At 41.0% G+C, this 26944-nt stretch carries 20 protein-coding genes and 2 tRNA genes; 13 read left to right on the forward strand and 9 right to left on the reverse strand.

Features of this window, described 5'->3' with window-relative positions:
• Positions 1-28 precede the first annotated feature (28 nt).
• The 7 genes from ACWXWT_RS02450 to ACWXWT_RS02480 all read left to right on the forward strand — a co-directional run bounded on the left by ACWXWT_RS02450 (position 29) and on the right by ACWXWT_RS02480 (position 7898).
• The gene (locus ACWXWT_RS02450) at positions 29-1204 is read left to right on the forward strand and encodes a phosphoglycerate kinase (protein ID WP_456040031.1); all 1176 of its coding nucleotides are present in this window, start codon (positions 29-31) and stop codon (positions 1202-1204) included.
• 153 nt (positions 1205-1357) lie between these two features.
• Positions 1358-2422 carry a class II fructose-bisphosphate aldolase gene (gene fba, locus ACWXWT_RS02455; protein ID WP_456040032.1) on the forward strand — a complete coding sequence of 355 codons (1065 nt, stop codon included), beginning with the start codon at positions 1358-1360 and terminating at the stop codon, positions 2420-2422.
• A 192-nt stretch (positions 2423-2614) separates the two neighbouring features.
• Positions 2615-3955 (forward strand): MATE family efflux transporter, encoded by a 1341-nt coding sequence (locus tag ACWXWT_RS02460; RefSeq protein WP_456040033.1) that lies wholly within the window; start codon positions 2615-2617, stop codon positions 3953-3955.
• A gap of 116 nt (positions 3956-4071) precedes the next feature.
• Positions 4072-4812, forward strand: coding sequence for a DUF481 domain-containing protein (locus tag ACWXWT_RS02465; protein WP_456040034.1), 741 nt, complete (start codon positions 4072-4074; stop codon positions 4810-4812).
• A 276-nt stretch (positions 4813-5088) separates the two neighbouring features.
• On the forward strand, positions 5089-5796 hold the full coding sequence (locus tag ACWXWT_RS02470) for a hypothetical protein (RefSeq protein ID WP_456040035.1): 708 nt from the start codon (positions 5089-5091) through the stop codon (positions 5794-5796).
• Positions 5789-6364, forward strand: coding sequence for a hypothetical protein (locus ACWXWT_RS02475; protein ID WP_456040036.1), 576 nt, complete (start codon positions 5789-5791; stop codon positions 6362-6364). Before ACWXWT_RS02470 ends, ACWXWT_RS02475 begins: the two co-directional genes overlap by 8 nt.
• A gap of 91 nt (positions 6365-6455) precedes the next feature.
• Positions 6456-7898 carry a hypothetical protein gene (locus ACWXWT_RS02480; protein ID WP_456040037.1) on the forward strand — a complete coding sequence of 481 codons (1443 nt, stop codon included), beginning with the start codon at positions 6456-6458 and terminating at the stop codon, positions 7896-7898.
• Between the two features lie 143 nt (positions 7899-8041).
• Here the strand turns inward: ACWXWT_RS02480 and ACWXWT_RS02485 are convergent, their stop codons facing one another.
• The 6 genes from ACWXWT_RS02485 to ACWXWT_RS02510 form a co-directional block, all read right to left on the reverse strand.
• On the reverse strand, positions 8042-10288 hold the full coding sequence (locus ACWXWT_RS02485) for a PAS domain-containing protein (protein WP_456040038.1): 2247 nt from the start codon (positions 10286-10288) through the stop codon (positions 8042-8044).
• 76 nt (positions 10289-10364) lie between these two features.
• Positions 10365-10994, reverse strand: a complete 630-nt coding sequence (locus ACWXWT_RS02490) for a TatD family nuclease-associated radical SAM protein (protein WP_456040039.1) — start codon at positions 10992-10994, stop codon at positions 10365-10367.
• 218 nt (positions 10995-11212) lie between these two features.
• Positions 11213-14362: an efflux RND transporter permease subunit gene (locus ACWXWT_RS02495; protein ID WP_456040040.1), complete on the reverse strand. Its 3150-nt coding sequence runs from the start codon at positions 14360-14362 to the stop codon at positions 11213-11215.
• A 2-nt stretch (positions 14363-14364) separates the two neighbouring features.
• Complete coding sequence (locus ACWXWT_RS02500; protein WP_456040041.1) at positions 14365-15564, reverse strand: efflux RND transporter periplasmic adaptor subunit; 1200 nt, start codon at positions 15562-15564, stop codon at positions 14365-14367.
• A 438-nt stretch (positions 15565-16002) separates the two neighbouring features.
• Positions 16003-17223 carry an ATP-dependent RNA helicase SrmB gene (gene srmB, locus ACWXWT_RS02505; protein ID WP_456040042.1) on the reverse strand — a complete coding sequence of 407 codons (1221 nt, stop codon included), beginning with the start codon at positions 17221-17223 and terminating at the stop codon, positions 16003-16005.
• 53 nt (positions 17224-17276) lie between these two features.
• Complete coding sequence (locus ACWXWT_RS02510; protein ID WP_456040043.1) at positions 17277-18014, reverse strand: tRNA1(Val) (adenine(37)-N6)-methyltransferase; 738 nt, start codon at positions 18012-18014, stop codon at positions 17277-17279.
• 478 nt (positions 18015-18492) lie between these two features.
• On the opposite strand from ACWXWT_RS02510, the gene brnQ reads away from it, so the two are divergent.
• The 4 genes from brnQ (at position 18493) to recJ (ending at position 23537) form a co-directional block, all read left to right on the forward strand.
• Complete coding sequence (brnQ, locus tag ACWXWT_RS02515) at positions 18493-19812, forward strand: branched-chain amino acid transport system II carrier protein (protein ID WP_456040044.1); 1320 nt, start codon at positions 18493-18495, stop codon at positions 19810-19812.
• Positions 19813-19934: 122 nt separating this feature from the next.
• Complete coding sequence (gene xerD / locus ACWXWT_RS02520) at positions 19935-20843, forward strand: site-specific tyrosine recombinase XerD (protein ID WP_456040053.1); 909 nt, start codon at positions 19935-19937, stop codon at positions 20841-20843.
• A gap of 125 nt (positions 20844-20968) precedes the next feature.
• Entirely contained in the window at positions 20969-21697 is a 729-nt protein-coding gene (gene dsbC / locus ACWXWT_RS02525; RefSeq protein ID WP_456040045.1) for a bifunctional protein-disulfide isomerase/oxidoreductase DsbC, read from the forward strand.
• A 115-nt stretch (positions 21698-21812) separates the two neighbouring features.
• The gene (gene recJ, locus ACWXWT_RS02530) at positions 21813-23537 is read left to right on the forward strand and encodes a single-stranded-DNA-specific exonuclease RecJ (RefSeq protein ID WP_456040046.1); all 1725 of its coding nucleotides are present in this window, start codon (positions 21813-21815) and stop codon (positions 23535-23537) included.
• 83 nt (positions 23538-23620) lie between these two features.
• On the opposite strand, the gene ACWXWT_RS02535 is transcribed toward recJ, so the two are convergent.
• The 3 genes from ACWXWT_RS02535 to ACWXWT_RS02545 form a co-directional block, all read right to left on the reverse strand.
• Positions 23621-23707 (reverse strand) — tRNA-Leu (locus tag ACWXWT_RS02535).
• Between the two features lie 58 nt (positions 23708-23765).
• Positions 23766-23841 (reverse strand) — tRNA-Phe (locus ACWXWT_RS02540).
• A gap of 302 nt (positions 23842-24143) precedes the next feature.
• Positions 24144-24905 carry an outer membrane protein assembly factor BamD gene (locus ACWXWT_RS02545; RefSeq protein WP_456040047.1) on the reverse strand — a complete coding sequence of 254 codons (762 nt, stop codon included), beginning with the start codon at positions 24903-24905 and terminating at the stop codon, positions 24144-24146.
• 123 nt (positions 24906-25028) lie between these two features.
• Here ACWXWT_RS02545 and rluD point away from each other — a divergent pair, with 123 nt between their 5' ends.
• Together rluD and pgeF are read left to right on the forward strand one after the other, a co-directional pair.
• Positions 25029-26003: a 23S rRNA pseudouridine(1911/1915/1917) synthase RluD gene (gene rluD / locus ACWXWT_RS02550; RefSeq protein WP_456040048.1), complete on the forward strand. Its 975-nt coding sequence runs from the start codon at positions 25029-25031 to the stop codon at positions 26001-26003.
• Positions 26003-26731: a peptidoglycan editing factor PgeF gene (pgeF, locus tag ACWXWT_RS02555; protein ID WP_456040049.1), complete on the forward strand. Its 729-nt coding sequence runs from the start codon at positions 26003-26005 to the stop codon at positions 26729-26731. The genes rluD and pgeF overlap by 1 nt, the downstream gene beginning before the upstream one ends.
• Positions 26732-26944 lie beyond the last annotated feature (213 nt).

Consider the following 26944-nt stretch of genomic DNA (forward strand, 5'->3'; position numbering starts at 1 on the left):
GTATTAACTTAAAAAGGAACTGCTAATTATGGCAATTATTAACATGACAGATTTAGATCTACAAAATAAGCGCGTGCTTATTCGTGAAGATTTAAACGTACCTGTCAACGAGGGTGTTGTAACCAGTGATGCACGTTTACGCGCGTCATTACCTACAATTGAACTCGCACTAAAGAAAGGCGCTGCCGTAATGGTGATGTCTCATTTAGGCCGACCCACTGAAGGCGAGTTTAACGTTGAATATTCAATGCAACCTGTAGTTGATTATTTATCAAATGCGTTAGATTGCCCTGTGCGCCTAGTGAGCGATTATCTTGATGGCGTTGATGTAAAAGTTGGTGAGGTTGTCGTATTTGAAAACGTTCGCTTCAATGTTGGCGAAGGTAAAAATGATGAAGCACTGTCTAAAAAGATGGCTGCTTTATGTGATGTCTATGTAATGGACGCATTTGGTACGGCTCACCGTGCTCAGGCATCGACTCATGGTGTAGGTGTTTACGCTCCTATTGCTTGTGCTGGCCCATTATTATCACAAGAATTAGATGCATTAGGCAAAGCGCTTGATAACCCAGCTCGCCCGATGGTGGCGATTGTTGGTGGCTCAAAAGTGTCAACTAAATTAACCGTGCTTGAAAGCTTGTCTACTAAGGTTGATCAGCTTGTAGTGGGTGGCGGTATTGCTAACACCTTTATTGCAGCGGCTGGGTATAAAGTCGGTAAGTCACTATATGAAGCCGATTTAGTGGAAGAAGCTAAGCGCCTTGTGGCAAATGCTAGAAGCCGTGGTGGTGATATTCCTGTACCAACAGATGTGGTTGTTGCAAGCGAGTTTAGCCCAACTGCAGCAGCAACATTAAAGTCAGTTGCAGATGTAACTGATGGCGATATGATATTTGATATTGGCCCAGACAGTGCCGAAACGCTGGCTAACATTATTGAACAAGCCGGTACCATCGTCTGGAATGGCCCTGTGGGTGTGTTTGAGTTTGATCAATTTGGCGAAGGCACTAAGCGGATTGCTCAGGCTATTGCTAATTCTAAAGCGTTCTCTATTGCTGGTGGTGGTGACACGCTAGCGGCAGTGGACAAGTATAATATTGCAGACAAAGTGTCTTATATTTCAACTGGTGGTGGTGCTTTCCTTGAGTTTTTAGAAGGTAAAGAATTGCCAGCAGTGGCAATGCTTGAAAAGCGTGGCGCTTAGTTCATGTACCAAGCATTTTTCCTGTAAAATCAAATAATAATTATTATAAAAATACGCTGCCACAACCGACAGGATGTAGGGTGTGGCAGTGTTTAAAATCCGTCCAAACGATAGCGACCTAGGTGAGTAATCACCCTATTAATGGAGAACAAAATGGCTCTTATCTCTCTACGACAACTGCTTGACCATGCTGCTGAACATGGTTATGGCGTCCCTGCATTTAACGTGAATAACTTGGAGCAAATGCGTGCAATTATGCAGGCAGCTGAAGCAACAGACAGCCCTGTCATTGTGCAAGCATCTGCCGGTGCTCGCAAATATGCTCGTCCTCAATTTTTAAAATATTTAATGGCAGCCGCACTTGAACAATATCCAGACATCCCTGTGTGTATTCATCAAGACCACGGTACTGATCCTGATATTTGTCAGCGCTCAATTCAATTAGGCATGTCATCAGTGATGATGGATGGCTCGTTGATGGCTGATGGTAAAACGCCTGCATCTTACGAGTACAACGTTGATGTGACTCGTCGTACTGTTGCATTTGCTCATGCGTGTGGTGTGTCAGTTGAAGGCGAAATCGGTTGTTTAGGTAGTTTAGAAACTGGCCAAGCAGGCGAAGAAGATGGTATTGGAGCCGTAGGCACCTTGAGCATGGATCAAATGTTAACAACGCCAGAAGAAGCGGCGCGTTTTGTTGCAGATACGCATGTTGATGCATTAGCTATTGCCATTGGAACGAGCCATGGTGCTTACAAGTTTAGCCGTAAGCCTACAGGTGATGTATTACGTATCGACCGTATTAAAGAAATCCATGCGCGTATCCCAAATACGCATTTAGTGATGCACGGTTCGTCTTCTGTACCGCAAGAATGGCTGAAAATCATCAACCAGTATGGTGGTGAGATCCCAGAAACTTACGGCGTACCATTAGAAGAAATCGTTGAAGGTATTAAGCACGGTGTGCGTAAGGTCAATATTGATACCGATTTGCGTTTGGCGTCAACGGGAGCTGTGCGTAAATTCTTAGCTGAACATCCTGCAGAATTTGATCCGCGTAAATTTTTGAAAGCGTCAATGGAAGCGATGGCAGACATTTGTACTACTCGTTATGAAGCATTTGGCTGTGCCGGTATGGGCTCTAAAATTAAGCCTAAGTCATTGCAAGCAATGTATAAAGCATATCAATCTGGAGAGCTTGATCCGAAAATCATGTAAACCTGTTTTTCGCTAAAACATCAAATCAGCTCATTTTATCAATGAGCTGATTTTTTTGTAAATAAATAACAAAATACGTTGTTTTTTTAAACGCAATCGAGCATCATCCCCGCCTTAAAATTGACGTTGAAACGTCATTATTTGTTGATATAAACCTATATGTTAGCCACCTTCTAAAGTTGAAATATTTCTATGCTTATTAAGCCGAATGCACCTTTATCTTTATTTTCATTAACTTGGCCTTTATTCGTCGATTTTGCTTTGCACTTTCTCACGGCAGCCATTAATACCTTTATGATCAGCCATGTGTCTTATCAAGGCGTTGCAGCATTGTCTGTGGGTAATATGGTTTTTGAACTGGCAATTACGTTATTTAGTTTCGTTAGTATTGGTGCCAGTGTGGTTATTACCCAATATTTAGGTTCACAAAATAGGGCCGCAGCGAGTTCAGTTGTGTACTCGTCAATTGGTTTTAATTTTTTAGTGGGCTTGTTTGCTGCTTTAGGCATTATGGCTGGCTCAACCACTATTTTACAATTTATGAATTTACCGTCAGAACTCATGGCTGATGGTAAATTGTACTTGCAGATTGTGGGTTTATGTTTAGTTCCTGAAGCGATGGCCATGTGCTTAGCGGCAGGAATGCGTGCTCATGGTTTTACTCAACAAGCTATGTGGGTGACATTATCGATGAATGTGATCACGTTTATCGGCAATTTATTATTACTTTATGGTTGGTTTGGTTTACCGCAAATGGGCGTCGCTGGCGTTGCTATTAGTACAGTAGCCGGACGACTTGTTGGTGTGAGTATTATGATGGTGTTGTTTGTTCGCTATACTCAAATACCATTACATTTGCCGAGCATTTTACGTCCCAATAAAGCCATGCTTAGAAAAGTATTTCACATAGGTTTGCCTGCAGCAGGTGAAAACGTTTCGTGGATGTTGCAATTTATGGTCGTTACCTCATTCGTTGGCCTTTTGGGCGATAAAGCATTGGCTGCGCAGTCATTATATTTTCAAATTTGTATGTTTATCTTATTATTTGGTTTATCAATAGGGATTGGTAACGAGATTATTATTGGTCATATGGTTGGAGCAAAACAACTAAAAGCTGCTGATCATCAAATGTATCGCGCATTAAAATTGGGGTTAATAGTCACCTGTCTTGTCGCATTATTTGTGGCAATTTGGGGGCCAAACCTTGTGGGAATGTTTACTGATGAAAGCGACATTGTTGTTCTTGTTGGACAACTATTTGTACTCACATTGGTGATGGAGCCCGGTAGGACCTTTAACCTAGTTGTGATTAATGCATTAAGAGCCAGTGGTGATGCTAAGTTTCCCTTTTTTATGGGCGTGTTTTCTATGTGGTGCATTGCAGTGCCAGGCGCTTATTATCTTGGGATCCATTTAGAGTATGGTTTGTTGGGCATTTGGGCTGCGTTAGCGTTAGATGAATGGGTTAGAGGGTTGGCCATGCTTTGGCGCTGGCGAAGTGGTCGCTGGCAGTCAAAATGTTTGACGGCTTAATGTGGTTTAGATCACTATTTTGTTAATTTAGCGTTGAAAGTGTTAGTATGCGGACAATTTTTTGGCGAGATAGCCATCTAAGCGTTTTGTAAATTGAAAATAAAGGACGAAATGACATGAAAAAACTGCTACTTACTGCAGCTATTACACTAACCATGCCATTTGCAGCACATGCTGGAAGTGAGTTTGTTGAAGGTGATGCCACTCTAGCTGGTGAAGCTGAACTAGGGGCTACTTTGACTACTGGCAATACTGATACTTCTTCGTTTAAAGCGCGTTTAGCGTTGAAGCAAGAATTAGGTAACTGGGAAAACCAGTATGTGTTAGAAGGTTTGTATAAAGAAGACACTGAAGAAGTAACTGCAAAGCGTTATTTCCTTGGTGTGCAAGGCGACTATCAAATTAATGATGTGAGTTATTTGTTTGCCAACACTAACTACGAAGTTGATCCTTTTACTGGCTACGATTTCACCTCAACGTCTTCGGCTGGTTACGGTTACCGTTTTATTGATACCAATAGAATGTCATTAAAAGCTGAAGCGGGTCCTGGTTATATTTACCAGCAGCTTGATGATGAATCAACCCTTGCTGAAGGTTATGATAGTGAAGACAGTATTGTTGCTCACGCAGTTGTTGATTTCAAAGCCAAACTTGGTGATTCATCTAAATTCCAACAGAAATTTGTTGCCGATTGGGGTGAGAAATTAGATGCTCGTTCAGAAACGTCATTAACAGCCAATATTATCGGCGCGTTAGCAATGAAATTTGCTGTGATTGTGCGTTATAATAGCGATCCGCTTGATGACAAACAAAGCACTGATACAGAAACCAATATGACGTTACTTTACGCATTTTAATTTAATGCGATAGAGATGAAAGCTGGCTTAGCCAGCTTTTTTTTTGCCTACTGATAAGCTTATTAGCGCTTACTATATTTGTAATTGCGCAATGATATCCAGCTCAAAAAAACGACCATATTCGAGCTAAAGCTCACGGAACCACAATATTGTTAAGTGGTTTCAAGCTCATTTCGCCATAAGTATATGACTTTAGGAGTATACTTTTTTAATCAGTAGAGAAGCTGAGATAGAGCGATGCAAATAGGATGTTGTTGGTTTGACAATGAGCGACGTTTGTTGATTGATCAAGCAAAATCGACTCAGTGGCATTTAAACGATAATGAATACTGGGTGTTGGCTCAATTAGTTCAACATCGGGGTCAAGTTGTGCCTATGAGCACGCTAGAAACGGTTGTTGAATCTGGTGTGGTTGCACATCAGTTGTCTCATACTGAACTTGTTAACGTTATTTATCATATCATTGATTACTTGTGCCATCGTCATGCTAACTTGATTGAATATATTCCAGAGCAAGGGGTAATTTTATACCCTATGGTGCAAGGAAAACACAAAAAAATCCTCGATTTACCAAACCGATTGTTATCGTGGGGCCAGTTTGGCGCCATTATTGCTGCGTTATTAGCTGTACTACTTTTTTTGTTGTCACATATTAACCCGCCATTATTTGCTAAAGCCGATGTGTTAAGGCAAATCGTTGCCTCGAATGGCAAAATTATTCAATTGTCTATGTTTGATGACCAATATCCACAAGACGCCATTTTACATGCTGATTGTTTATCAACCCAACTGCGCTTGTGCCAACATGTACCTTGGGATTCAGTGAGTGCTTCAATATCAGCTGATCGACACTATGTTAGTTTTATTTTAACTCAGTCAGGAGAGACGAATTGGTTGTTTAGAAATATTAAAGTTAACGTCGACAATATGCATTCACCATTTATTACCCAGGAATGGCTCCATAAGGTGGATATTTGTGGCTAAATTTAGATTGTTAACACGTCGTTGGCGTAAAAAAATGCGCCGATTTATCCTGTCAAAGCGTGGCAAGCTAGTGTTTGTATTAAGTGGTGTGTTGGCCGTATTTGCGTTTACTTGCACTCTTGAATACTTTGTCACTCCACATCATTTATGGCATTTTACGTGTAAAGCTGACGGGTACTTTTCTTCGTTAAATGACCCCAGTGTAAACACTGAACCGAGTGAGTTATTGTTACATTTTCATGTTGAACACCAACAAGCCTCCTTACGCTACCAATTACAAGCAGGGCCTTCTTTTACTGAGTCTGCTCAATTGTATGGCGAGGTGAATAGTGTCGACCTAGGGACATTAAGTTACGAATTAGACTTGAGTATAGCTGCAGCGCAATGGCAATCAGATAGTGCATTGCGTGGCTATTTAGCGAGTGAGTTTTCTCTCGATGAGTCGCAGATGGAAATAACACCAAATTTTCCGTTGCATGTGCAAATACTTAATATTGATAATGAACAATCTCGCACCACATTGAAGTTTATTCCAAGCAATAATTTGTGGTCTTGTCAGATGATGTAAGCAGTTCTGCACTTGTAGCATTGAATAAATTGCCTTTTAGGTTACTATCCATAGAACAGGGAAATTTCAAACGGTATGTAATCAAAAATCTGTGGCAAAAGTTAAAGTAAAACAAGAAGAAGCATTATCGATAAAATTCAGCCATCAAATGGCCCCTGGCGATCAGCGGGTTTTTGATCTGTATTTCTATTTACCGACAGAAATGGGTATTGGCTCACACACTCTCGATGAAGAGGAATACTACCATAGTGCTATTTTAGGTCGTCGTTCATATTACTCCAAAGGTTTACATCTTCCTCTCGTCCAGTCTCGTTTTGTCAGTCTGAATAAACGCACGTTAGAAGAGTTTCGTTTATACCTTAATTTATTTGCTTATCAATTTGCCGTGGCAATTGAAACTGATGGCAAAGAATTACATCAGAAAGTTGACCCTAACGAATTTTACCCAGAATTAGATGAGCTTTGTGATGTGGTGGCGCAATTATTGAAGAAGTTTCGTCGTAATGAGCCAAGTGATCCTAAATGGAAGTCTTATTTTGAACATGCAGATAATTACTTGTCGTGGTTTTGTGAACAGCAATTGTTAAAAACATTAGCGCATAGTCCGAGAAGTGGTGATTACAGTGATGTAAAAGATAAAGTATTGAGCCTATGCCGAAGTGAGAATCACTACCGCGAGCAAGTCTGTAAATATAATTCAATGCAAACTCAGCAAGATGCCAACCGTATTTCTAACAAAATGTTATTATTACGTCGCTTAATTCAACAAGGCGTAGTATTAAAAGAAGAGTTAAAGCCGCTTGGTGTAGGGCTAAAAAAGTTTGTTACAGGCGTGGCAACAGGGATGGTGATGCTAGTCGTATCAGCGTTGATTATAAAAGCACAAGGTTTCTTTAATGGGCTAACGTTGACTTTGTTACTGACTTTAGCGGTCATTTACGGTTTCAGGGAAATCTTTAAAGAGGATTTTCGTAATGCTATGTGGCGGCTTATTCAGCGTGGTCGTCCGAGATGGAGCCGTATTTTACGTGATACTACCACGCAAGGTGTGGTGGCTAAGCAGTTAGTTTGGATTGAGTTTATGCGTAATCAAGATATCCCCAATACGGTATCTGAGATTATGAAACAACGTCATAGCCAAAATAAAGTGGATTCTGAAGTGTTGCATTATCGTATTGCCACCAAGGTGACGAATAAGCCTTTTGAAGCAGATTATTCACAAATTCAAGAGCAAGTGAATTTTAGTTTAGTGCCTTTTGCACGTCACTTAGAGCGTGGAAAAGCTAAAATATACTCAGAACATGAAGGCAATATTAGTAATGAATCTGTAGAGCGCCGTTATCAAGTTAATTTGGTTGCGGTTTTGCGTGATGGTAAGCAACAACCTGAATATGCTCGGTTTAAAGTGACCATGAATCGCTCAAGTATCGTGGAAATTACTGAAAGTAAGTTGCCTGATAATATACAGCCTTTCAGGTCTGAATCTGATGATATGCTTGAAGAAATAGACAGTAGCACTCAGTCCAAACAATAAATCTGTATGGTATAAAATTGTGGTAATACACGCTTAAATGAAAGTTTATTGGAATATGCCATCTCTCATCAATAGTGATTTACACTGCATTAAATTACCCCAATAAGTGCTCTTTGAAAGGCCGTGGTTAATGTTGTAAAAACTTAGTGGCCACGCTTATTGCTTGAACGTGTAAAGGCCTGACAAATATTCTGATCAACAGACTGCTTTGCTCGTTTTAGTGCTATTTCTGCATTAGCAAGATATTGTTCTAAACTTTGCTGCTGTATATAACTCGCGATGCCGATGTTAATTCCATCGCCTAAGTTATTTTCTTCAAGTCTTTGCATCATATTTATCGCGTACTGGTGCGCCGTGTTAGCATTTGTTTCGGGTAACAAAATGACTAGTTTACCTAGTTGCCATTGCGCAATTTGATAGTTAAGTGGTAATTCAATTAACAATTGTAGTTCAATGTCTTTTTGACGCTTTTCCAGTTGGCTCATATTGCCCATACTGCTGAAAATACCCTCTGGGTTAATGTCCATCACCAGCAAGCTTGAATGCTCTTTCGTTTGCTCATTAAGGTTAATAAAGTAATTTTCAAGTTCGTTTAAGCGCAAAACCACAGCACTGCGATGTCCAATGATGTTACTGTTATTTTGGGCTGACACGGCTGGGGTGGTTTCTTCAAAGGTGCAAATCAGAAATTCAATATCTCCCTCGAATGTGAGTTGGCCAGTTAGGGTTGTTTTTAAACAGTGTTCATAACGACTATGAGTAAAGGGCATAATTTGCGCAGTCCACTCTCCTTGCAAACTGATTTGTGCGGTTATATTTTGCCACTGATTTTTCAACTCATCACCTAGTAGCTCTGTAATCGCAACATCAATATTACCGTGCAAAGACATGAGATGATCAAATTGGTGATTATATTTTATGATCTTTCCATTACCATCGGTTAGCGCCGTTGCAACAGCGCCATTACTCATTAACTGATAGAGATAGGCTTGGCGTTGGCTATCTAATAATGCGGTAATGTCTTCAAATGTCACTAACCAATAATGCTCATTATTGTTAACGCACTTTTCACTTCGAATATGAGTCTGAAGCATACTGCTGTTAACCGTTTCTAAACTAATCTCACCACGCCATTGTTTATGCAGAGTTAGTGTTTCCTTAATATGATTAAATCTATCGTCATCAAGATGCAGTACTCGTTGCAAGCTGCGATCCTTAAGTGCGTCAACTGACAATGATAGTGCTGCAGATGCTTTGGCATTAATACTTTGAATACGGCCGCTATCATTAACAATCAAACAACTCAATTCACTGTTAAATAATCCATTACTTAATTGCAAGCTATTTTGCTTAGCATGTCGTTCAAGTACAAATCGATGTCTTAAAATAATAAGTAAACAGGCTAACAGTGCTATTAGGCATCCAGCAATAATGATCACCATACGCCATTGCGCGAAGCGAGCTGCAATGTCGTCGTGACGTATATAAGACAGTAAAAAATACTCTCTTTTTGTTTCATATTGGCTGGTGAGTTGGATCTTCAGATACACAAAAGTAGAGTCGTGACTGTGAAACTGACCAAAGTGGTTCATTGCCATGACTCGCCACAACTCTGGATAAGTTTGCTTTAAGCTTGCTCCTAGCGTGTCTGGCATACTGTCTAATGGGGTCGGTTGGTTAGCTCCCGCATAAAGAAAACCTTGTGTATCAAGAAGGAGTAACGGTGAGTCTTGGTTGAAAAAAGCTGGTTTTATTGTTTCAAGTAATTTAACTATAGAATTGTAAGTGACTAAGTAACCTTTAATGCTCTGATCTGGATTTTCTATCCAAGACAGTTGATAAAAATACGGCTCTAATATGCCATCAATAGGAGCAAATGCCATAGGTGAGGTGTAAATGTCATTTCCACCCATATTTCTACCAGCACCTAAAATAGCGGCGGGTAGCTGCATATTATTAAACCCCCCAGTACTCGAAAATTCGAGTTTACCTTGTGGATTAAATAATGCCAATCCGAGCAGCTCGGGAATATTTTCTGTTAATGAATCCCAGCTTTCAATCGTTTTTGATTGTAACTTTTCTGATGGTTTTTGCAGATACTGTCGGAGCAATTCACCTTTGGCGATGATTTGGGTTCTAAACTGTAGAAATGCCACTTTATCCGATGCTAAAGAGGATACCGTTTGTAACTCACTGTAACGCTGATCTGCCCAATCTTCTTGTAGGCGTCGCTCACCTAAATTGATCACCATATTTGTGACGATAAACGCCGCAATTAATAGGATAATCAATTGGCTTAACAGCGAAAGAATATTCTGTTGAGACCAATGAGTCGCTTGAGAAGAGATTAATATCGAGCTTGAAGAACTCACAGCGTTGTGTTTAGGCATTATGCGACTTTTTTAGCATTAACTTATTTTCAATACTAACATGAAGCCTACGATGTCGAAAACTCATTGACAGATATTAGCCAATGATATCAAGTTGACGCAGTTTGAATCGTACACCTGAATTCACGGCAATCTCACGGCATCTCTCTATGTCTACATTTTCAAGACCTTCAATCGCACTCACTTGCACTTGTGGAATGTAGTGTGGCGCTAATGCAATAAAATCGAGTAATGCATTAAAGGAATTAGCTAATTTTGGTCGGCAATGCTGTAGGTAGCTGGTTTCGTCATGGGCATTGAGTGAAATGGACATGCTGTCTATGTGTTGGCTGAGTTCTGGCAATATATTACGTCTATGAAAAAGGTTACCTAAGCCATCTGTATTTAGCCTGGTTTTACCCCCTTGTTCTTTAATGGCTCGCGCAACATCGAGCAAACATTCTAGGTTCAGTGTTGGTTCGCCGAAACCACAAAACACATACTCATCAAACTGATTAACATCACCTAGAAGTGGCAAAATATTGGCTGCAGTGACAGTTTTTGTTAACGACAGATTATACTCATGAACTTGTTTTGAACCATTGTGTTTTGGGCAAAATTGGCATCGAAGCGTGCATCTGCCGGTAATATTTAAATATCGACGAGTTTCAATGTCATAGACTAGCGTAGGTTGATGGGTTTCTGCCGATGTTGTGTTTGTGTTCATGGTAATAGAATAACGATAGTGTAAAGTTTATGGGAGCATAGCCCAATGCATTACTGGGGTATGTTGTTTTGGTCGCAGTTTTCTTAATCAATAAAAAAAACAGAGTCATATATACTCTGTTTTTTATTGATAACTCACTAGGGCCTGTATATGCAACTCAAAAACATGGCTAAACAGTCTTGCTTATGTTTATAAGATAAGGAGTTAACCACTAGCAATTAGTGTTCGTCTGAACTTAATGGATCTTCCGATGATTTAGGTTGCCACCACCAAATGAAAAATCGCTTTAATGAACGTTTAATATCATCAAGTATGATATACAGAATAGGCACTAAAATGAGCGTCACTACGGTAGAGAACAAAATACCAAATGCGAGAGATGTTGCCATTGGAATGACAATTTTAGCTTGTAAGCTTTTTTCCATAATGATGGGGATCAAGCCAACAAAAGTTGTCAGTGAGGTTAAGATAATTGCTCTAAAACGATAACAACCAGAATCGATAGCCGACTGCATTAGCGACTTTCCTTCTTCACGGGCACGGTTGACAAAGTCGACCAAAATCAACGAGTCATTTACCACGACCCCTGCTAACGCAACAATACCGCATAAACTCAAAATACTCATGGATAAGCCAAGAATATAGTGGCCAAACAAGGCACCAATCATACCAAACGGAATGACAGACATAATGATTAAAGGTTGGGTATACGATTTTAATGGAATGGCCATTAGAGCATAGATGGTAAACATGGCAAAAAAGAAGCCTTGTGCTAAACCAAGCATGGCATTTTGTTCGTCTAGGCTACCACCATCCAATGCCGACACAACTTTAGGAAACCGAGCAGTTAATTCAGGTAAGAAATCTTCTTGAATTTCGGCGACGACTTTTGAGGGTTCTACATTGTTTTTATTTACATTGGCACTAATGGTAATGGCTCGACGACCATCCACTCGGGTGATCGATGCATATGATTCACCTAATTCAATATCTGCAACGGTTGAAAACGGCACCGCAGCGCCAGATGGCGTACGGATAAGCATGTTTTCAAGGTCACCTACCGTGCGGCGCTGTTCTAGTGGGTAGCGCACCATGACTTTGACTTCTTCTTTATTGCGCAAAATGCGTTGCGCCTCATAACCGTAGAACCCGTAACGAACTTGGCGTGCTAAGTCTGATAGTGTTAAACCTTGTGCTTCTGCTTCTGGCCGGATATTTAAGCGGATTTCGTGTGAGCCAGACGAAAAATTATCGGTAATATCGTACACACCTTCATAAGTGGCTAACTTAGATTTAAGTGTTTTGGCGGCTTCAGACAATTGACCTAAATCACTTGAGGTTAAGCGGAACGATAAATCACCACCAGTATCATTGGTACTGGCATTAATGTTTAGTTTTTTAACAGACAATAGTTCAGGTAATTGTGCTCGCCATTCTTCAGCAATAGCAACGCCGTCAACTTCACGATCTTCAGCTTTAGTGAGTTCGGTAAATACAAATGCACTGCTGCGGGAACTGAGTTCAATATAGCTATGCTTTACCATTGGATAGCCGTATTCATTCTCCAACTTGGTGTTCATTTTATACAGTGCATCTTCGACTTGCTGTAAGACTTCTAAGGTGTTTTGTTCAGAGCTACCTTCTTCCATTTCAAGTTGTACTTGAATAAAGTCGGATGGAATATCAGGAAAGAAAACCCAGCGTACTTTGCCACTTTGTACCAACGCTATTGATAGAATTAATACTCCAACAAATATTGAGACTACGTTATAACGATGTTTTATACAGCGTTCGAGGAAGTGGCGGTAGGTATTATAAATAAAGTGCTGTAACCCATTATTTAACCCAGCTTTAAAGCGGGTAAACATATTGGTTGGTGCGGTGCGTTTTTTGATTTTCATGTGAGCTAAATGCGCGGGTAAAATCAGTTTCGATTCAATCAACGAAAATACTAAACACAAAATCACCACCATACCGATGGATTTCCAAATGATGCCCATTGGCCCTGAAACCATGATCATTGGGATAAAGGCTGCAATGGTCGTGAGAACCCCAAATGTAGCGGGCATGGCTACTTTTTGTACCCCTTTAACCACGTTCGTCAGAGAGTGTCCATTTTCTTCTACTTCGGTATAAGCACTCTCGCCGATGACAATAGCATCGTCGACGACGATTCCAAGCACCAGAATAAATGCAAATAGAGTTAACATGTTAATGGACATATTAAATGGGTCGAGCGGCATTAATAACATAGTGCCTAAAAAACACACCGGTAATCCCATCATGACCCAGAAAGCGAGTTTAAGATCTAAAAACAAGGCCAGAATAATAAATACCAACAAAGCGCCATAAAACATGTTAGATAACATCATGTTCAAACGGCCTTGTAAGTAGTGTGTTAGGTCTCCCCAGGTATCAAGTTCAATATTGCTCGGTAAGCTTTTTTTACGTTCGGCAACATATGCCTTAACTTGAGATGATATATCTAGCGCATTTTGATCGTCGATACTGGTAATTTCAATCACAGCAGCGGGTTTGCCGTTAAAGCGAGTGTATTCTAAACGCTCTTCAAAATCATCATTGATGGTGGCGACTTGCGGCAACATGACACGGCTGCCATCAGCACGTGTTTCGACCACTATTTGGGCAAAATCATTTGCGGTATAAGCTTGGCCTTTTGTTCGCAGTAAGATGTCACCGTCTTGGGCCCGAATTGAGCCTCCTGGTAAATCAATCGATGAGTTTTGTACAGCTAAAGCGACCTGGGTAAAAGTAATACCGTATTCCCGTAGCTTGTCTTCAGACAGCTCAATGCCTATTTCATAATCACGAACACCAGTCACTTTGGCGCGAGTTACGGCAGGGAGGTCGGTGATGTCATCGCGAATTGTTTTGGCCATTTCTTTCATGTCATGCAACGTCATGTCGCCATACACAGACACCCAAATGACATTGTTTTCAGGTTTTATTTGATAAATATTGGGTTTTTCGATGTTATCGGGAAAGGTTGCAATCGCATCAACTCGAAGCTTCGCTTCGTCTAAGACTTGTTGAACATCATAACCGTCCTCGACTTCAATGGTCACAGAGCCCACACTGTCGCTGGCAACAGAAGTGACTTTTTTAATCCCACTAATATCTTGGATTGCCTCTTCGATTTTTATATTTATCCCTTCTTCAATTTCTTGCGGTGCTGCACCAGGGTAGGCCACATTGATATTGATTAGGTTTAGTTCAAAGCTGGGGAACACTTCTTTATTGATAAGTACGGCACTGAATAAACCGCCAATGAGTAATGCGGCCATCAGTAAGTTGGCGGCAACACTGTTGCGGGCAAACCAAGCAATAATTCCTTTATTGGTATCCATGATTATTCACCTACAGTCTTGGCGGCTTGAGTGTCAGTATCGACAGGCTCTGTTTTTGTTTCTTCACCAAGCACTTTAACGGCTTGCCCAGAATTGAGACTATTAACACTAGTGGTTGAAACTCGCTCGTTTGCTTTGAAACTGCCTTGAATGTAGATGGTGTCTATGTCGGAACGAATCACGTTAACTGGGCGCATTTCGATAATATTGTTTGCATCCACAACTGCAACTTGGTTATTGCGCACGACGTGACGTGGAAGCTTTACTACATCATTTACGGTTTTTCCTGTAATAATGGCATTGACAAAACTGCCGTACTTTAGAGGTAATTGGCCTTTGGTTTTGTTGTTACGTAAATAGGGATCATGGATTTCTGCAACTAAGTACACCATCCTAGTTTGTTCGTCGATAACATTTTCGCTACGGACAATATTGCCAGTCCAAGTTACTTGTTTCCCTGCCAATAGTGCACTTAGGGTGACACTTGTTTCTGGGTTATCGACAGACTCAAGGTAAGCTAAATCTTCGTTTGCTAATGGCAGTCTTATTTCGGCAATACTGGTGTCGTATAACTCACCTAAATTGGTACCTAATGTGACATATTGACCTAAATCGACATTCCGGGCTTTGATAATGCCGTCAAATGGTGCACGTATAACCGTGCGCGCTAAATTACGTTGTGCTCGAGCTAATGCTGCCTCTGCGTATTTTACGTTTGCTTGTTCTTTTTTGAGTTGTGGGATGCGTAATCCCAGTTCTGGCGGTAGGCCTCTGTCAAAATCTTTAAATTCAATTTTAGCAACCACGCCCCGAGCTTTTTCTTCATTCAAGGCTGCAGTGGCTTGTGCCAGTGTTGCTTCTGCTTGGATAAGATCAGCTTCGTAATCAGAAGGTTCTATAATGGCCAGTTGCTCGCCTTTTCTTACTACGCCACCGGCAACAAAATTAGCTGAAATACTCAGCATGCGCCCCTGAACTTCGGTGACGAGCTGCGTTTTATATTTGGGGTTAACCACACCATAAGATGGCAGGTTCAATGACAAGGTTTGCGGCGTTACCGTTTGCACGTCAATAATCGGAATATTAACAGGTTCGTCTTTTTGTTCAGGATCTTCTTGCGTACTAATAAGTAGCATAGCAGCAGCGATGAAGGCGATAAGGATTAGGAGCGGTGAAAGTCTTCTTAGTATTTTTTTTATCATTTCTTTTTGCGTATCCATGCTGAAATAATGCGGAAAGACGATTAAAAGTATGGGGCAACTCGTCTTATCTGTTTCAAGTTATTGCTCATTAGTACTAAATTAACAGAGTATGAGGCGTATCTGAATAGCTGAATGTAAATAAAGTGTGTCATAATTTTATGTTTTGATTAGATTTTATGATTTAACACGTTATAAGTGATGTTTTGATAGTATTTTTACCCTGTACTAAACCTATATTTTACATAAAACATATTAGATTCAGAGTATTATGACAAGGGAGCTTGGAGGGTGTTTTTTGAGCGTTAATTGACATACCTTGACATATATAGGCTGTTTTTGATGTTTTTGTATAATCATATGTTGGTTTGGATATAAAAAAGCGAATTACTGAGTAATTCGCTTTTTTATTGGTTGGAGTGTTAGCCGTTAATACGGTGGCTATTTTTTCTTATACTTTTTTGATTTCACCCGAGCATCTTTTGCATTGGCTTTTTTCTTACCAGGTACTTTAGCTTCTTTGTGCTTTGGACGAAGTTCTTCAATTACGCGGCGTTTAAGTGGTATTTCAATGTAGCGCTCAATCTTAGACACAATACGCATATCATGAGCTTCGACCAATGAGATTGCAGTGCCTTTTGCGCCAGCTCTTGCTGTGCGGCCTATACGGTGTACGTAGGCGTCGGCAGAACGTGGCATGTCAAAGTTAATGACATGAGTAATGTCATCGACATCAATGCCTCTCGCTGCAACATCTGTCGCCAATAGTACATTGACTTCGCCTTTAGAGAAGCGACCAAGAGCTTGGAAGCGCTTTTTCTGTTCCATGTCGCCACGCATAAAGGCGCATGGGATATTGGCTTTTAGCAATAAGCCTTCAAGGCTGGCAACCATTTCGCGCGTTTTCACAAACACAATGGTACGTTTAACATTTTCTTGTTGCAGAATATGGCATAACAAAGCAAATTTATGTGCTTGGTCATCAGCCAAATGCACCCATTGATGCACTTTGGCTTTTTCACTACGCGGCGCATCCACATCGACCATTATAGGGTCATTTAACAGTTCGCGAGCAAAGCGGTTAACACCGTTGCCTTCTAACGTCGCAGAAAACAGCATGTTTTGTTTGCGGCCTTGTGCTTCAATGGCAATCGCTTGCACTACTGAGGAAAAGCCCATGTCTAGCATCCGATCTGCTTCATCGATAATCAGAATTTCAACTTCGGTTGCATCAAATTTGTCTTTGTCTAAGTATTCCATTAATCGACCTGGAGTGGCGATCAATAAATCGATATTGTCAGCAAGCGCCTCTTCTTGTGGGCCATAAGGTACTCCACCTGTGATGATGGCGATATTGAGATCAAGCCCAGTGGCTAAATGGCTTGCATAGCGATGAATTTGACTGGCTAATTCGCGAGTGGGCGTTAGTACCAAAATACGTGCTTGGCCTTCAAAACGACGCGGGAAGTCAATAAGGTGTTGTAAAGCTGGCAGTAAGAAACTGGCTGTTTTACCGGTGCCGGTTGGCGCACGCGCTAAAATATCCCGCTGATCCATGGCCAAAGGAATAGTTTGCTGCTGAATAGTGGTGGGGGTGTTGTGTCCCATGGCCTTGAGTGACTCTAATAAGCTAGGGTCGAGCTGGAAATCTTCAAATTGCATGCGCTGGTCTCGCTGAAAAATAGTTGAGTATTATAGCCGACCTAATGAGTAGGCTAAAGCTTTAAGTAGAAGTCGCGGCATAAATCTGTCATGGCGGGGGTGTATTGCCCTTGTGGATCTTTAATATCGAACTGACCTCGTTGTATTGGTGGTTGCGATCCCGGTTGACTCGGTTGTTGGTGCTGTAGTTCTAGGAGCACTCGACTAGGTTGTTTTCCTGTCACACTGGCAACATCAATTTGTTTTGTCAGGGTGAGCTGTTTTGATGGCAATAGCGCTGCAAAGCTAGATAAGCTTTGTTGCGGTAAAATGATGTTTGTGCGGCCATTGGGGGTGAGCAATTGTTTTATTGCATTTTGTAAGTCATCAAAGGTTAAAGTATTTGTATGTCTGGCATCTGCTCGAGTTGATTGTTTGGCTTGAGGGCCATGTTCAAAATAGGGCGGATTGCAAATAATTTGTTCGAATTGAGTTGTATTGATGGCGCATTGTTGTACAAATTCTTGTATTCCCTCTTGGTATACCTTTATTTTATTTGGCCATGGGCTTTGTGAAATGTTGTGTTTACATGCGTTTGCCGCTGCGCTATCGAGTTCAACAGCCGTTATGTTAACGTTTGCGGCCGTTCTTTGCGCAGCCATCAAACTGAGTAAGCCACTGCCAGCACCAATATCAAGTATATTTGCGGAGCTGCACAGATCTGCCCAAGCACCCAGTAGCACTCCATCTGTACTTACCGACATACCACATTGACGGTCATCGATATGAAATTGTTTGAAGGTAAAAGGCATACACAAACTGCTAATTAGTTAACTGTGAATATATTAATACCGATCATAATCGCTTTGGTCTGAGTTGTCGTCGCTTTAATAATCTGGCCAGTTAATTGTTATTTCTTTGTTAGTGAAAGTTAACTGAAAAACAGTAACTTGCCGATCATGTACACAAGTGTTGACATTATTTAGTAAAAAGAAAGTTATTTTTGTCTTTTGGGGTTTCTATGCTTGTTTCTACTCCCAGTATTTGATATTAGTTTGGCCGCTTTTTTTCTGTAAAACTGAGTAAAAAATCTGATTAGGGCTGTTTTGATACAAACAATAGGTAGGGAATGGACTTGATGTTCATTTTTGCTAATTTTTTAAGCATATTTTATTATTTTAAAGTGTATTTTTAACTTTACACGTTGGGGCCTGTTCAGTTCAGTAGTAGCTAATTATGGCGTAATCAATTAGGTTTGTTAAAAAACATAACAACAATACGGGGCGAGTAGTGCAAACAACCAAAATGAGTGTGACTGATACGCTAGGGTTAGGGTTTATGACCTTTGCGTTTTTTTTAGGTGCGGGTAACTTAATTTTTCCACCTTTTGCTGGCATGCTTGCTGGTGAGAATATGTCTTTGGCAATGTTCGGTTTCTTAATTACTGCTGTAGGTATGCCATTGATTGGCTTGATCGCTGTTGCCAAAGCCAATGGTAAAGTGATGGCATTATTACCCGCATTTGCAGCAACGGCATTAGCGGTTGCGATTTATATTATTATTGGTCCTGCTTTTGCCGCCCCGCGAACGTCTTTGGTCGCGTTTGAAATTGGTGCAAGGCCGTTTATTCATAATCCTGATGCATTAATGATGTTGGGGGGAAAAGAATTTAATATTGCCCAGCTAATCTACACATTAGTGTTTTTCTCTGTTGTGATGTTTTTGTCTTTATTCCCTGGGAAACTACTCGATAGTGTGGGTAAAGTACTTACCCCTGTGTTGATACTATTGCTGGTAGGCTTGGCCTGTTCAGTGATTATTCTTCCTAGTGCGGCAGTGAATTTGCCGGTGGGTGATTATATTAATAATCCTTTAACCAAGGGGATTATTGAAGGTTATAACACTATGGATACATTGGCATCATTGATGTTTGGTATGTTGATTATTGATTTATTGCGCAAAAAAGGCGTTAACGATACGGCTGATCAAACCAAGTATTTGGTTCGCGCGGCTTTTATTGCTGCTGGTGGTTTGGCATTTGTGTATATTTCTTTGTTTTATCTAGGTGCTTCAGCGGGCGATTTTGCTATTGGTGCCGAAAATGGTGGACAAATTTTAACAAATTATGTCACTCATCATTTTGGCAGCATAGGCACATTAATGCTATCAACGGTAGTGACGCTTGCATGCCTAACGACTGCGGTTGGTTTAGTGACGGCTTGCTCCGAATTTTTTAATGAATTGCTTCCAAGCTTGTCTTATAAGTTATTAGTGGTGGTGTTGAGTGTCATTTGTGCCACCGTTGCTAACGTTGGATTGACTCAATTAATTAGTATTAGTATTCCAGTATTAATGACTATTTACCCCGTGGCAATTGCGTTAGTGTTGGTGACTTTTTTAACCGACCGCTTTGCTAGACCAGCCTTTGCACATCGTATCGTACTTAGTGTTGCGTTATTCTTTGGTATTTTCGATGGTTTACAAACTGCTGGTATGGATATGAGTTTCCTTGATTTTCTGCCATTGCATGCCGAGGGGATGGCTTGGTTGTTACCGACAGCCTTAACGGCTCTTGTATGCTTGTTTATTCCGAAGCACACCGCTGTTTAATCTTCATATCTGTGACATGGCATAAGCAAACATTCATGCCACAGAGCGAATAAAGGCGAACAAGACAACGACGTTATGATATTTTATCTAACGTCGTTTTTTTAGTTACTGATTGAGACTTCATTTTGGTTAAATCTACATATCAACCCAATCCGTTAATTAATCAGTTTTTGGATGAATTATGGTCAACTAAAGGCTTAAGTGATAATACATTGGCAGCCTATCGCACTGACTTGCAGCATGTTGAACGTTACCTATTGTCGCAAGGCGGCGATTTGTTAACGGTAGACCAAATTTTGTTACGCAATTATTTAACTGAACGCTTCGAGCAACATTTTGCCAAAAGTAGTACAGCCAGAATGTTAAGTAGTTTGCGGCGGTTTTATGGTTATTTGCTTGTAAAACAACTGATAAGGCAAGACCCTACGGCATTAATTAAATCACCTAAACTCGCGCGTCAGTTACCTGATTCGTTGTCAGAAGCACAGGTTGAAAGCCTGTTATCTGAGCCGAATATTGATGATCCAATTGAACATCGTGATAAAGCTATGTTGGAGTTGTTGTACGCGACAGGATTACGGGTAACTGAATTAGTCAGCTTAACCATGGAGCAAATTAGTTTGCGTCAAGGTTTGGTTAGGGTAATGGGTAAGGGTGAGAAAGAGCGCTTGGTTCCATTAGGGGAGCTTGCGATAACAGAGGTTGAGCAGTACATTAAGTTTGCTCGAGCTGAGTTATTGAACATGAAGCAGTCTGATGTGTTGTTTCCTTCACGTCGTGGCCAAATGATGACAAGACAAACCTTTTGGCATCGAGTTAAGTGCTATGCTGCAAGAGCTGGAATTCAGTGTCATATATCTCCGCATACCTTACGACATGCTTTTGCAACACACTTACTCAACCATGGTGCAGATCTTCGCGTCGTACAACTTTTATTGGGACATAGTGATTTATCAACCACTCAAATATATACTCATGTAGCTAAAGTGCGTTTGCAGCAGTTGCATAGTCAACATCATCCGCGCGGTTAGTGCGGGGATGATCAAATCCTTACATTTAAGCATGTCAGTCTAGTTGCGTTAGCGAAACTATGTCTGTAAGTTTTATTGATGAAGTCGGGTCTATTAATTTGAACCCGTGTAAATTAGGAATTATCATGAAGTTAACCAGTACATTAGCCCTTGTTGCCAGCCTTGTTATTGCTCCTATTGTGTCTGCGGCACCTGCGAGCAATGTCCCAAATGAATCGGCATTAAAGCAAAAACTCACCAGTACTCTAGGTATTAGTGTCATGTCCATTGAGCAATCACCAATTGATGGTCTATATCAAGCACTGACGGATAAGGGTGTATTATATGTCACTAAAGATGGCTCTAAGTTAATGCATGGTAGTTTGTATGATATCGATAACGGTATGAAAAACTTAACTGAAGCCGCATTAGCTGGACCTCGTATCAAGTCACTCAAGCCATTCGAAAGTGAAATGTTGGTTTACAAAGCTAAAAATGAGAAGCATGTGGTCACCGTTTTTACTGATGTTGATTGTGGTTATTGCCGTAAATTACATAATCAAATGGCAGGTTACAATGATTTAGGAATTACTATTCGTTATTTAGCGTACCCTCGTGCGGGAATTCCGTCTGCGAATGCTGATGAGATGCAAGCTGTCTGGTGTGCGAAAGATCCTTTGAAGGCAATGACTGATGCTAAGAATGGTTTAAATGTTAAAGCGGCCAGTTGTAATATTGATATTAGTGCGCAGTATAAATTAGGCACGTCGTTTGGCATTAACGGCACACCAGCGTTGATTTTGGAAAATGGTGTAATGGTGCCTGGTTATCAAGCGCCTGCAGACTTATTACGTACGATTGAGTCAAACCTATAAGTCAGGTTTATCAATCAACGTCGTAATGTTGGTACTATAAACGTAAAATCAAGGTGAGCCTCGGCTCACCTTTTTGTTATGCTTGATTTTCTTATTGCTCAATCGAGGTTGTCTTTTGTCTCATAGAATAGTTCGTCGTCCTCAGGTTGACGATAGCCACTTACCTGCTTCTTTACCGTCATTACTAAAACAGCTATATGCTCGCCGTGGGGTGAAGGAAAATGACTGTGAACTCGTATTAAGTAAGTTATTACATCCAGCTACGATGAAAGGTCTCACAGAAGCTGCGGTGATTATTGCTGATGCCATAGCAGCCCAACAATCAATACTTATTGTTGGGGATTTTGATGCCGATGGTGCCACATCGACGAGTGTGTGTATGCTGGCGTTGCGAATGATGGGGGTTAAGCATGTCGATTACCTGATCCCAAATCGATTTGATTATGGTTATGGTTTGAGCCCTGAGATTGTGGCTGTTGCTTACAATAAAAATGCTGACGTACTAATCACTGTCGATAATGGTATTTCTTCTGTTGAGGGGGTAGCGGCTGCTAAGCTATTAGGAATGACCGTTGTTGTTACCGACCATCACTTGCCTGGCAATTCCTTGCCGAATGCAGATGTGATTGTTAATCCAAATCAACCTGGTTGTCAATTTGCGAGTAAATCCATTGCTGGGGTTGGGGTGGCGTTTTACCTCATGTCGGCCTTGCGCGCTGAATTAAGGCAACGAGGTTGGTATCTGCAACAACAAATTGCTGAGCCTAACCTAGGGACATTACTCGATATTGTTGCTTTAGGCACTGTTGCTGATGTTGTTGCGTTAGACATGAACAACCGCATATTAGTCAAGGCAGGTTTACAACGTATTAAAAGTGGCCGCGGTAGAGTTGGTATTACCGCACTACTCGAAGTCGCAAAGCGTAGCCCTGAAAAAGTCGTCGCTGCTGATTTTGGTTTTGCGGTGGGTCCTAGGCTGAATGCTGCTGGCCGTTTAGATGAAATGGCGTTAGGTGTTGAAACCTTACTGTGTGATGACATCATGCTGGCGAGGAGAATGGCGGCTGAATTGGATGGATTAAACCAAGAACGCCGCGAACTTGAAACTGGTATGCAGCAAGAAGCATTAAAGAGCTTGTCGAAAGTCTCGCTCAATGAAGATGATTTACCATGGGGTATTGCTATTTTTCAGGATGATTGGCATCAAGGTGTTATTGGTATCTTGGCATCGCGGATTAAAGATCGTTATCATCGGCCTGTTATTGCGTTTGCAGATGCTGGTGATGGTGAAATAAAAGGTTCTGCCCGTTCGATTAAAGGTTTGCATATGCGAGATTTGCTCGAGCGTATTAATACGCTGCACCCAGGGATGATAATGAAGTTTGGTGGTCATGCAATGGCGGCAGGGTTGTCATTAAAAGCCGAATCATTTGAGGCGTTTAAACAAGCTTATGACACATGTGTAAGAGATACCTTAGATGATGAACTATTAATTGGGGAGTTACTATCAGACGGGGAGCTACCGAGTGAACTTATGACGATAGATACTGCTTGTCTGTTACGTAATGCAGGACCTTGGGGGCAGTCGTTTGAAGAGCCTTTATTTGACGGTGTGTTTAATGTTATCCAGCAGCGTATAGTTGGCGAAAAGCATTTAAAGTTATTATTAGAGACTGAATGCGGCAGCATGATGTTAGATGGTATTGCCTTCAATATTGATTTAGCAATATGGCCTGATGCAACCATTAAACATGCTCGGGTGGTGTATAAACTTGATGTTAATGAGTTTAGGGGCAACCAAACTGTGCAGTTAATGGTAAATCATATAGAACCGATTTAATGAAGCCCACTTTATATGCGAAATAAATAAAACAAGAAGGCCTCGCATTGCGAGGCCTTCTTGTTAAAACTGATAAAGTTATTTGGTACAGGTGAGAGGACTTGAACCTCCACGCCCTTGCGAGCATCAGCACCTGAAGCTGACGTGTCTACCAATTCCACCACACCTGCAATCATGTATCGCGAAATAACTTTAATCTATTAGTCGCTGTTGCCACCAATATAAATATGGTGCCCGAACCCGGAATCGAACCAGGGACACGAGGATTTTCAATCCTCTGCTCTACCGACTGAGCTATTCGGGCGACGGACGCAATTTAAAGGGTTTTGGCCTGCTGAGTCAACCTGTTTTTTATTTTTATATCAAAAATCGATTTGTTTGGGTGTATTTTGCTCGTATCGAATGCTATTCAGCCAATGCCTAGTGTTGAGCAAATGTTTCTTTTGCCTAATAATGATTGCGCTAAGTCACTGCTTAATTTCTTGCTTAAGCCATTACACTGGTCAAATGAATTAACAATATGCTTTTTTATTAATATTGATAAATCAGAAATAAAAAACGCTCCAAGGAGCGTTTAATAAAAGTGACTATTTAACGATTGAATAGCTAGTTAGCTAATATTTCGTTGTTGGGAAAGTTAGCTTTCATCACTGTTTTAACATGTTGTTGCAGCGTTTCTTGGCCGAGTTCGCTATAAGCTTTAGCCATAATTTCTAATGCTCGTTCAGTTGAAGGGGTTCCTGGAAATTTTTCCATAACTGATTGAGCACGAACTGCAGCTGCACTCCATGCATTCATTTTGATATAATACTCAGCAACCCGAATACTGTACTTAGCTAAACGATTTTTTAAGTACTGCATACGTTGTTGTGCATCAGCAGCATATTTGCTATTTGGGTACGATTTAATTAATCGGTCGAAATCTTTAAATGCATCTTGTGCATTTTTGGGATCGCGATCGGTACGATCAATATTCATTAAATCGTGAAATAAATAATTATCTGCCTGCATATTGCTTAAACCACGCATATAATAGACGTAATCTATATTAGGATGCGTTGGATTGAGGCGTATAAAGCGATCAATGTTAGCAAGTCCTGAGGCAGCATCATCCATTTTGTAATACGCATAAATCAAGTCTAACTGAACTTGTGTTTTGTGCGGACCAAATGGAAAACGAGAGTCCAATGCTTCAAGAGAACGTGCGGCTTTAGAGTAATTACCTAATTCCATTGACGTTCTTGCTTGAGAGTACAGAACTTCAGGTGATGCCTTATTGGCAACATCATCGTCTTCTGGACTGCTACTACAGGCTGTTATAGCCACTGAAAGTAATACTAGGGCGACACCTTTGGCAATTTTATACATACTTGAATTCAATTCTTTTTAAGTTGTTGTTAAGAATTTTTCCATTTCACGGTAAAATAGAAAACATCCGATTGTAACAGATAGCACATTCACTTTGGACCCCTAAACTGGGGTACGGTTCCTATGACACAAGAGATTAATCTAAAAAGCGAGATAACAGCAACACAAACTGGTCTGAGATTAGACCAAGCATTAGCTGGTTTGTTCCCTGACTACTCGCGCACACGCATCAAGGAATGGATCCTATCTGGTGCAATTACTGTTGACGGTATCACAGTCGACAAGCCACGGGAAAAGGTTTTCGAAACTCAGCTTATTGAAGTCAACGCCACACTTGAAGAAGAAGTACGCGCCAAAGCACAAAATATAGCCCTTGATATTGTTTATGAGGATGATCATATTTTAGTGGTCAATAAGCAAGCTGGTTTAGTTGTACATCCTGGGGCTGGTAATGCCGACGGCACATTGATGAATGCGCTACTGCACCATTGCCCTAATATTGAACATGTTCCTAGAGCGGGTATTGTGCACCGCTTAGATAAAGACACTACAGGTTTAATGGTTGTTGCGAAAACCGTTGAGGCACAAACGCATTTAGTTACGGCATTGCAAGCACGTGATATTGTACGTGAATATGAAGCCATTGTACTTGGTACTATGACGGCAGGTGGCACTGTTGATGAGCCAATTGATCGCCATGAGACTCGACGAACTCAAATGGCTGTTATCCATGGTGGTCGTCCGTCAGTGACTCATTACCGTGTTGCTGAGAAGTTTCGAGCACATACTCGGTTAAGATTGCGCCTAGAAACGGGTCGTACTCACCAAATTCGAGTTCATATGGCACATATTGGTCATGTACTTGTTGGCGATCCTGTTTATGGCGGCCGTCCTCGTCCACCTAAATCGGCTAGCCCAGAGTTTTTTGAACTGCTTAAGGGATTTAATCGTCAAGCATTACACGCTGTGCGTTTAGAGCTTGCTCATCCATTCACTTGTGAAATCATGACTTGGCATGCGCCTATTCCTGATGACATGGTTGAGCTGACAAAAGCATTACGTCTAGATACAGAGCTTAATCCAATAGAATATTTATAATGTTCAAGCACGATTGGCCATTACCCGATAACGTTGCTATAGCCATGACAAACCGTTATGGCGGCGTTAGCGTAAGCCCATTTGATAGTTTAAACTTAGGGGGGCATGTTGGAGATGTCACTCAGCAAGTATTAGCTAATCGTGCAATATTAAACAAAAGATTGTCATTGCCTGCAGAGCCTATTTGGCTCGAGCAAGTTCACGGTATCAAGGTGGTTGATGCTCGAGAATTGTCAACAAGTATCACTACCGTTGTCGCGGATGGCTGCTATAGCGATCAATTCGGTCATGTTTGTGCGGTCATGACAGCCGATTGTTTACCCATATTACTATGTGACCAGCAAGGAACTCAAATTGCGGCGGTTCATGCCGGATGGCGTGGGTTGTGTGACGGGATTATTGAGCAAGCTTTGGCGCGGTTTAATTGTTCAATGTCTATGTTGAATGCTTATTTAGGGCCTGCAATCGGTCCATTAACGTTCGAGGTAGGCAGTGAAGTTCGAGATGCTTTTATCAGTAAAAATTCGCAAGCCGCAACCTATTTTACTTGCCATAATACTAAATATTTAGCTGACTTAGTTGGCCTAGCTAAGTTGCGTTTATCTATTGCTGGTGTTCATAAAATCTATAGCGCTGATGTGTGTACCTTTTCTGATCTTGATTACTATTCTTATCGCCGAGATCAAAAAACGGGGCGAATGGCTTCGTTAATCTGGCTTAAATCTTAAATAACCTTCTTATACCAATCCTATTAAATATGTGATCTTTCAGCGGGAGTTCAAAGTGCTGTAGGCAAGGCAGATGATTGAAGCGCATAGTGATCCTCGGTAACAAGCTCCTGCGTTACTCTACCTCCAGCATCTGACCGCCATGGATGGTGGGAATGTCTTATTTTTTATGGAAAAAAATAGACCATGCAGTCGTATTTTGAAAGCATCTAA

This window comes from Shewanella sp. A22 (assembly GCF_053850585.1).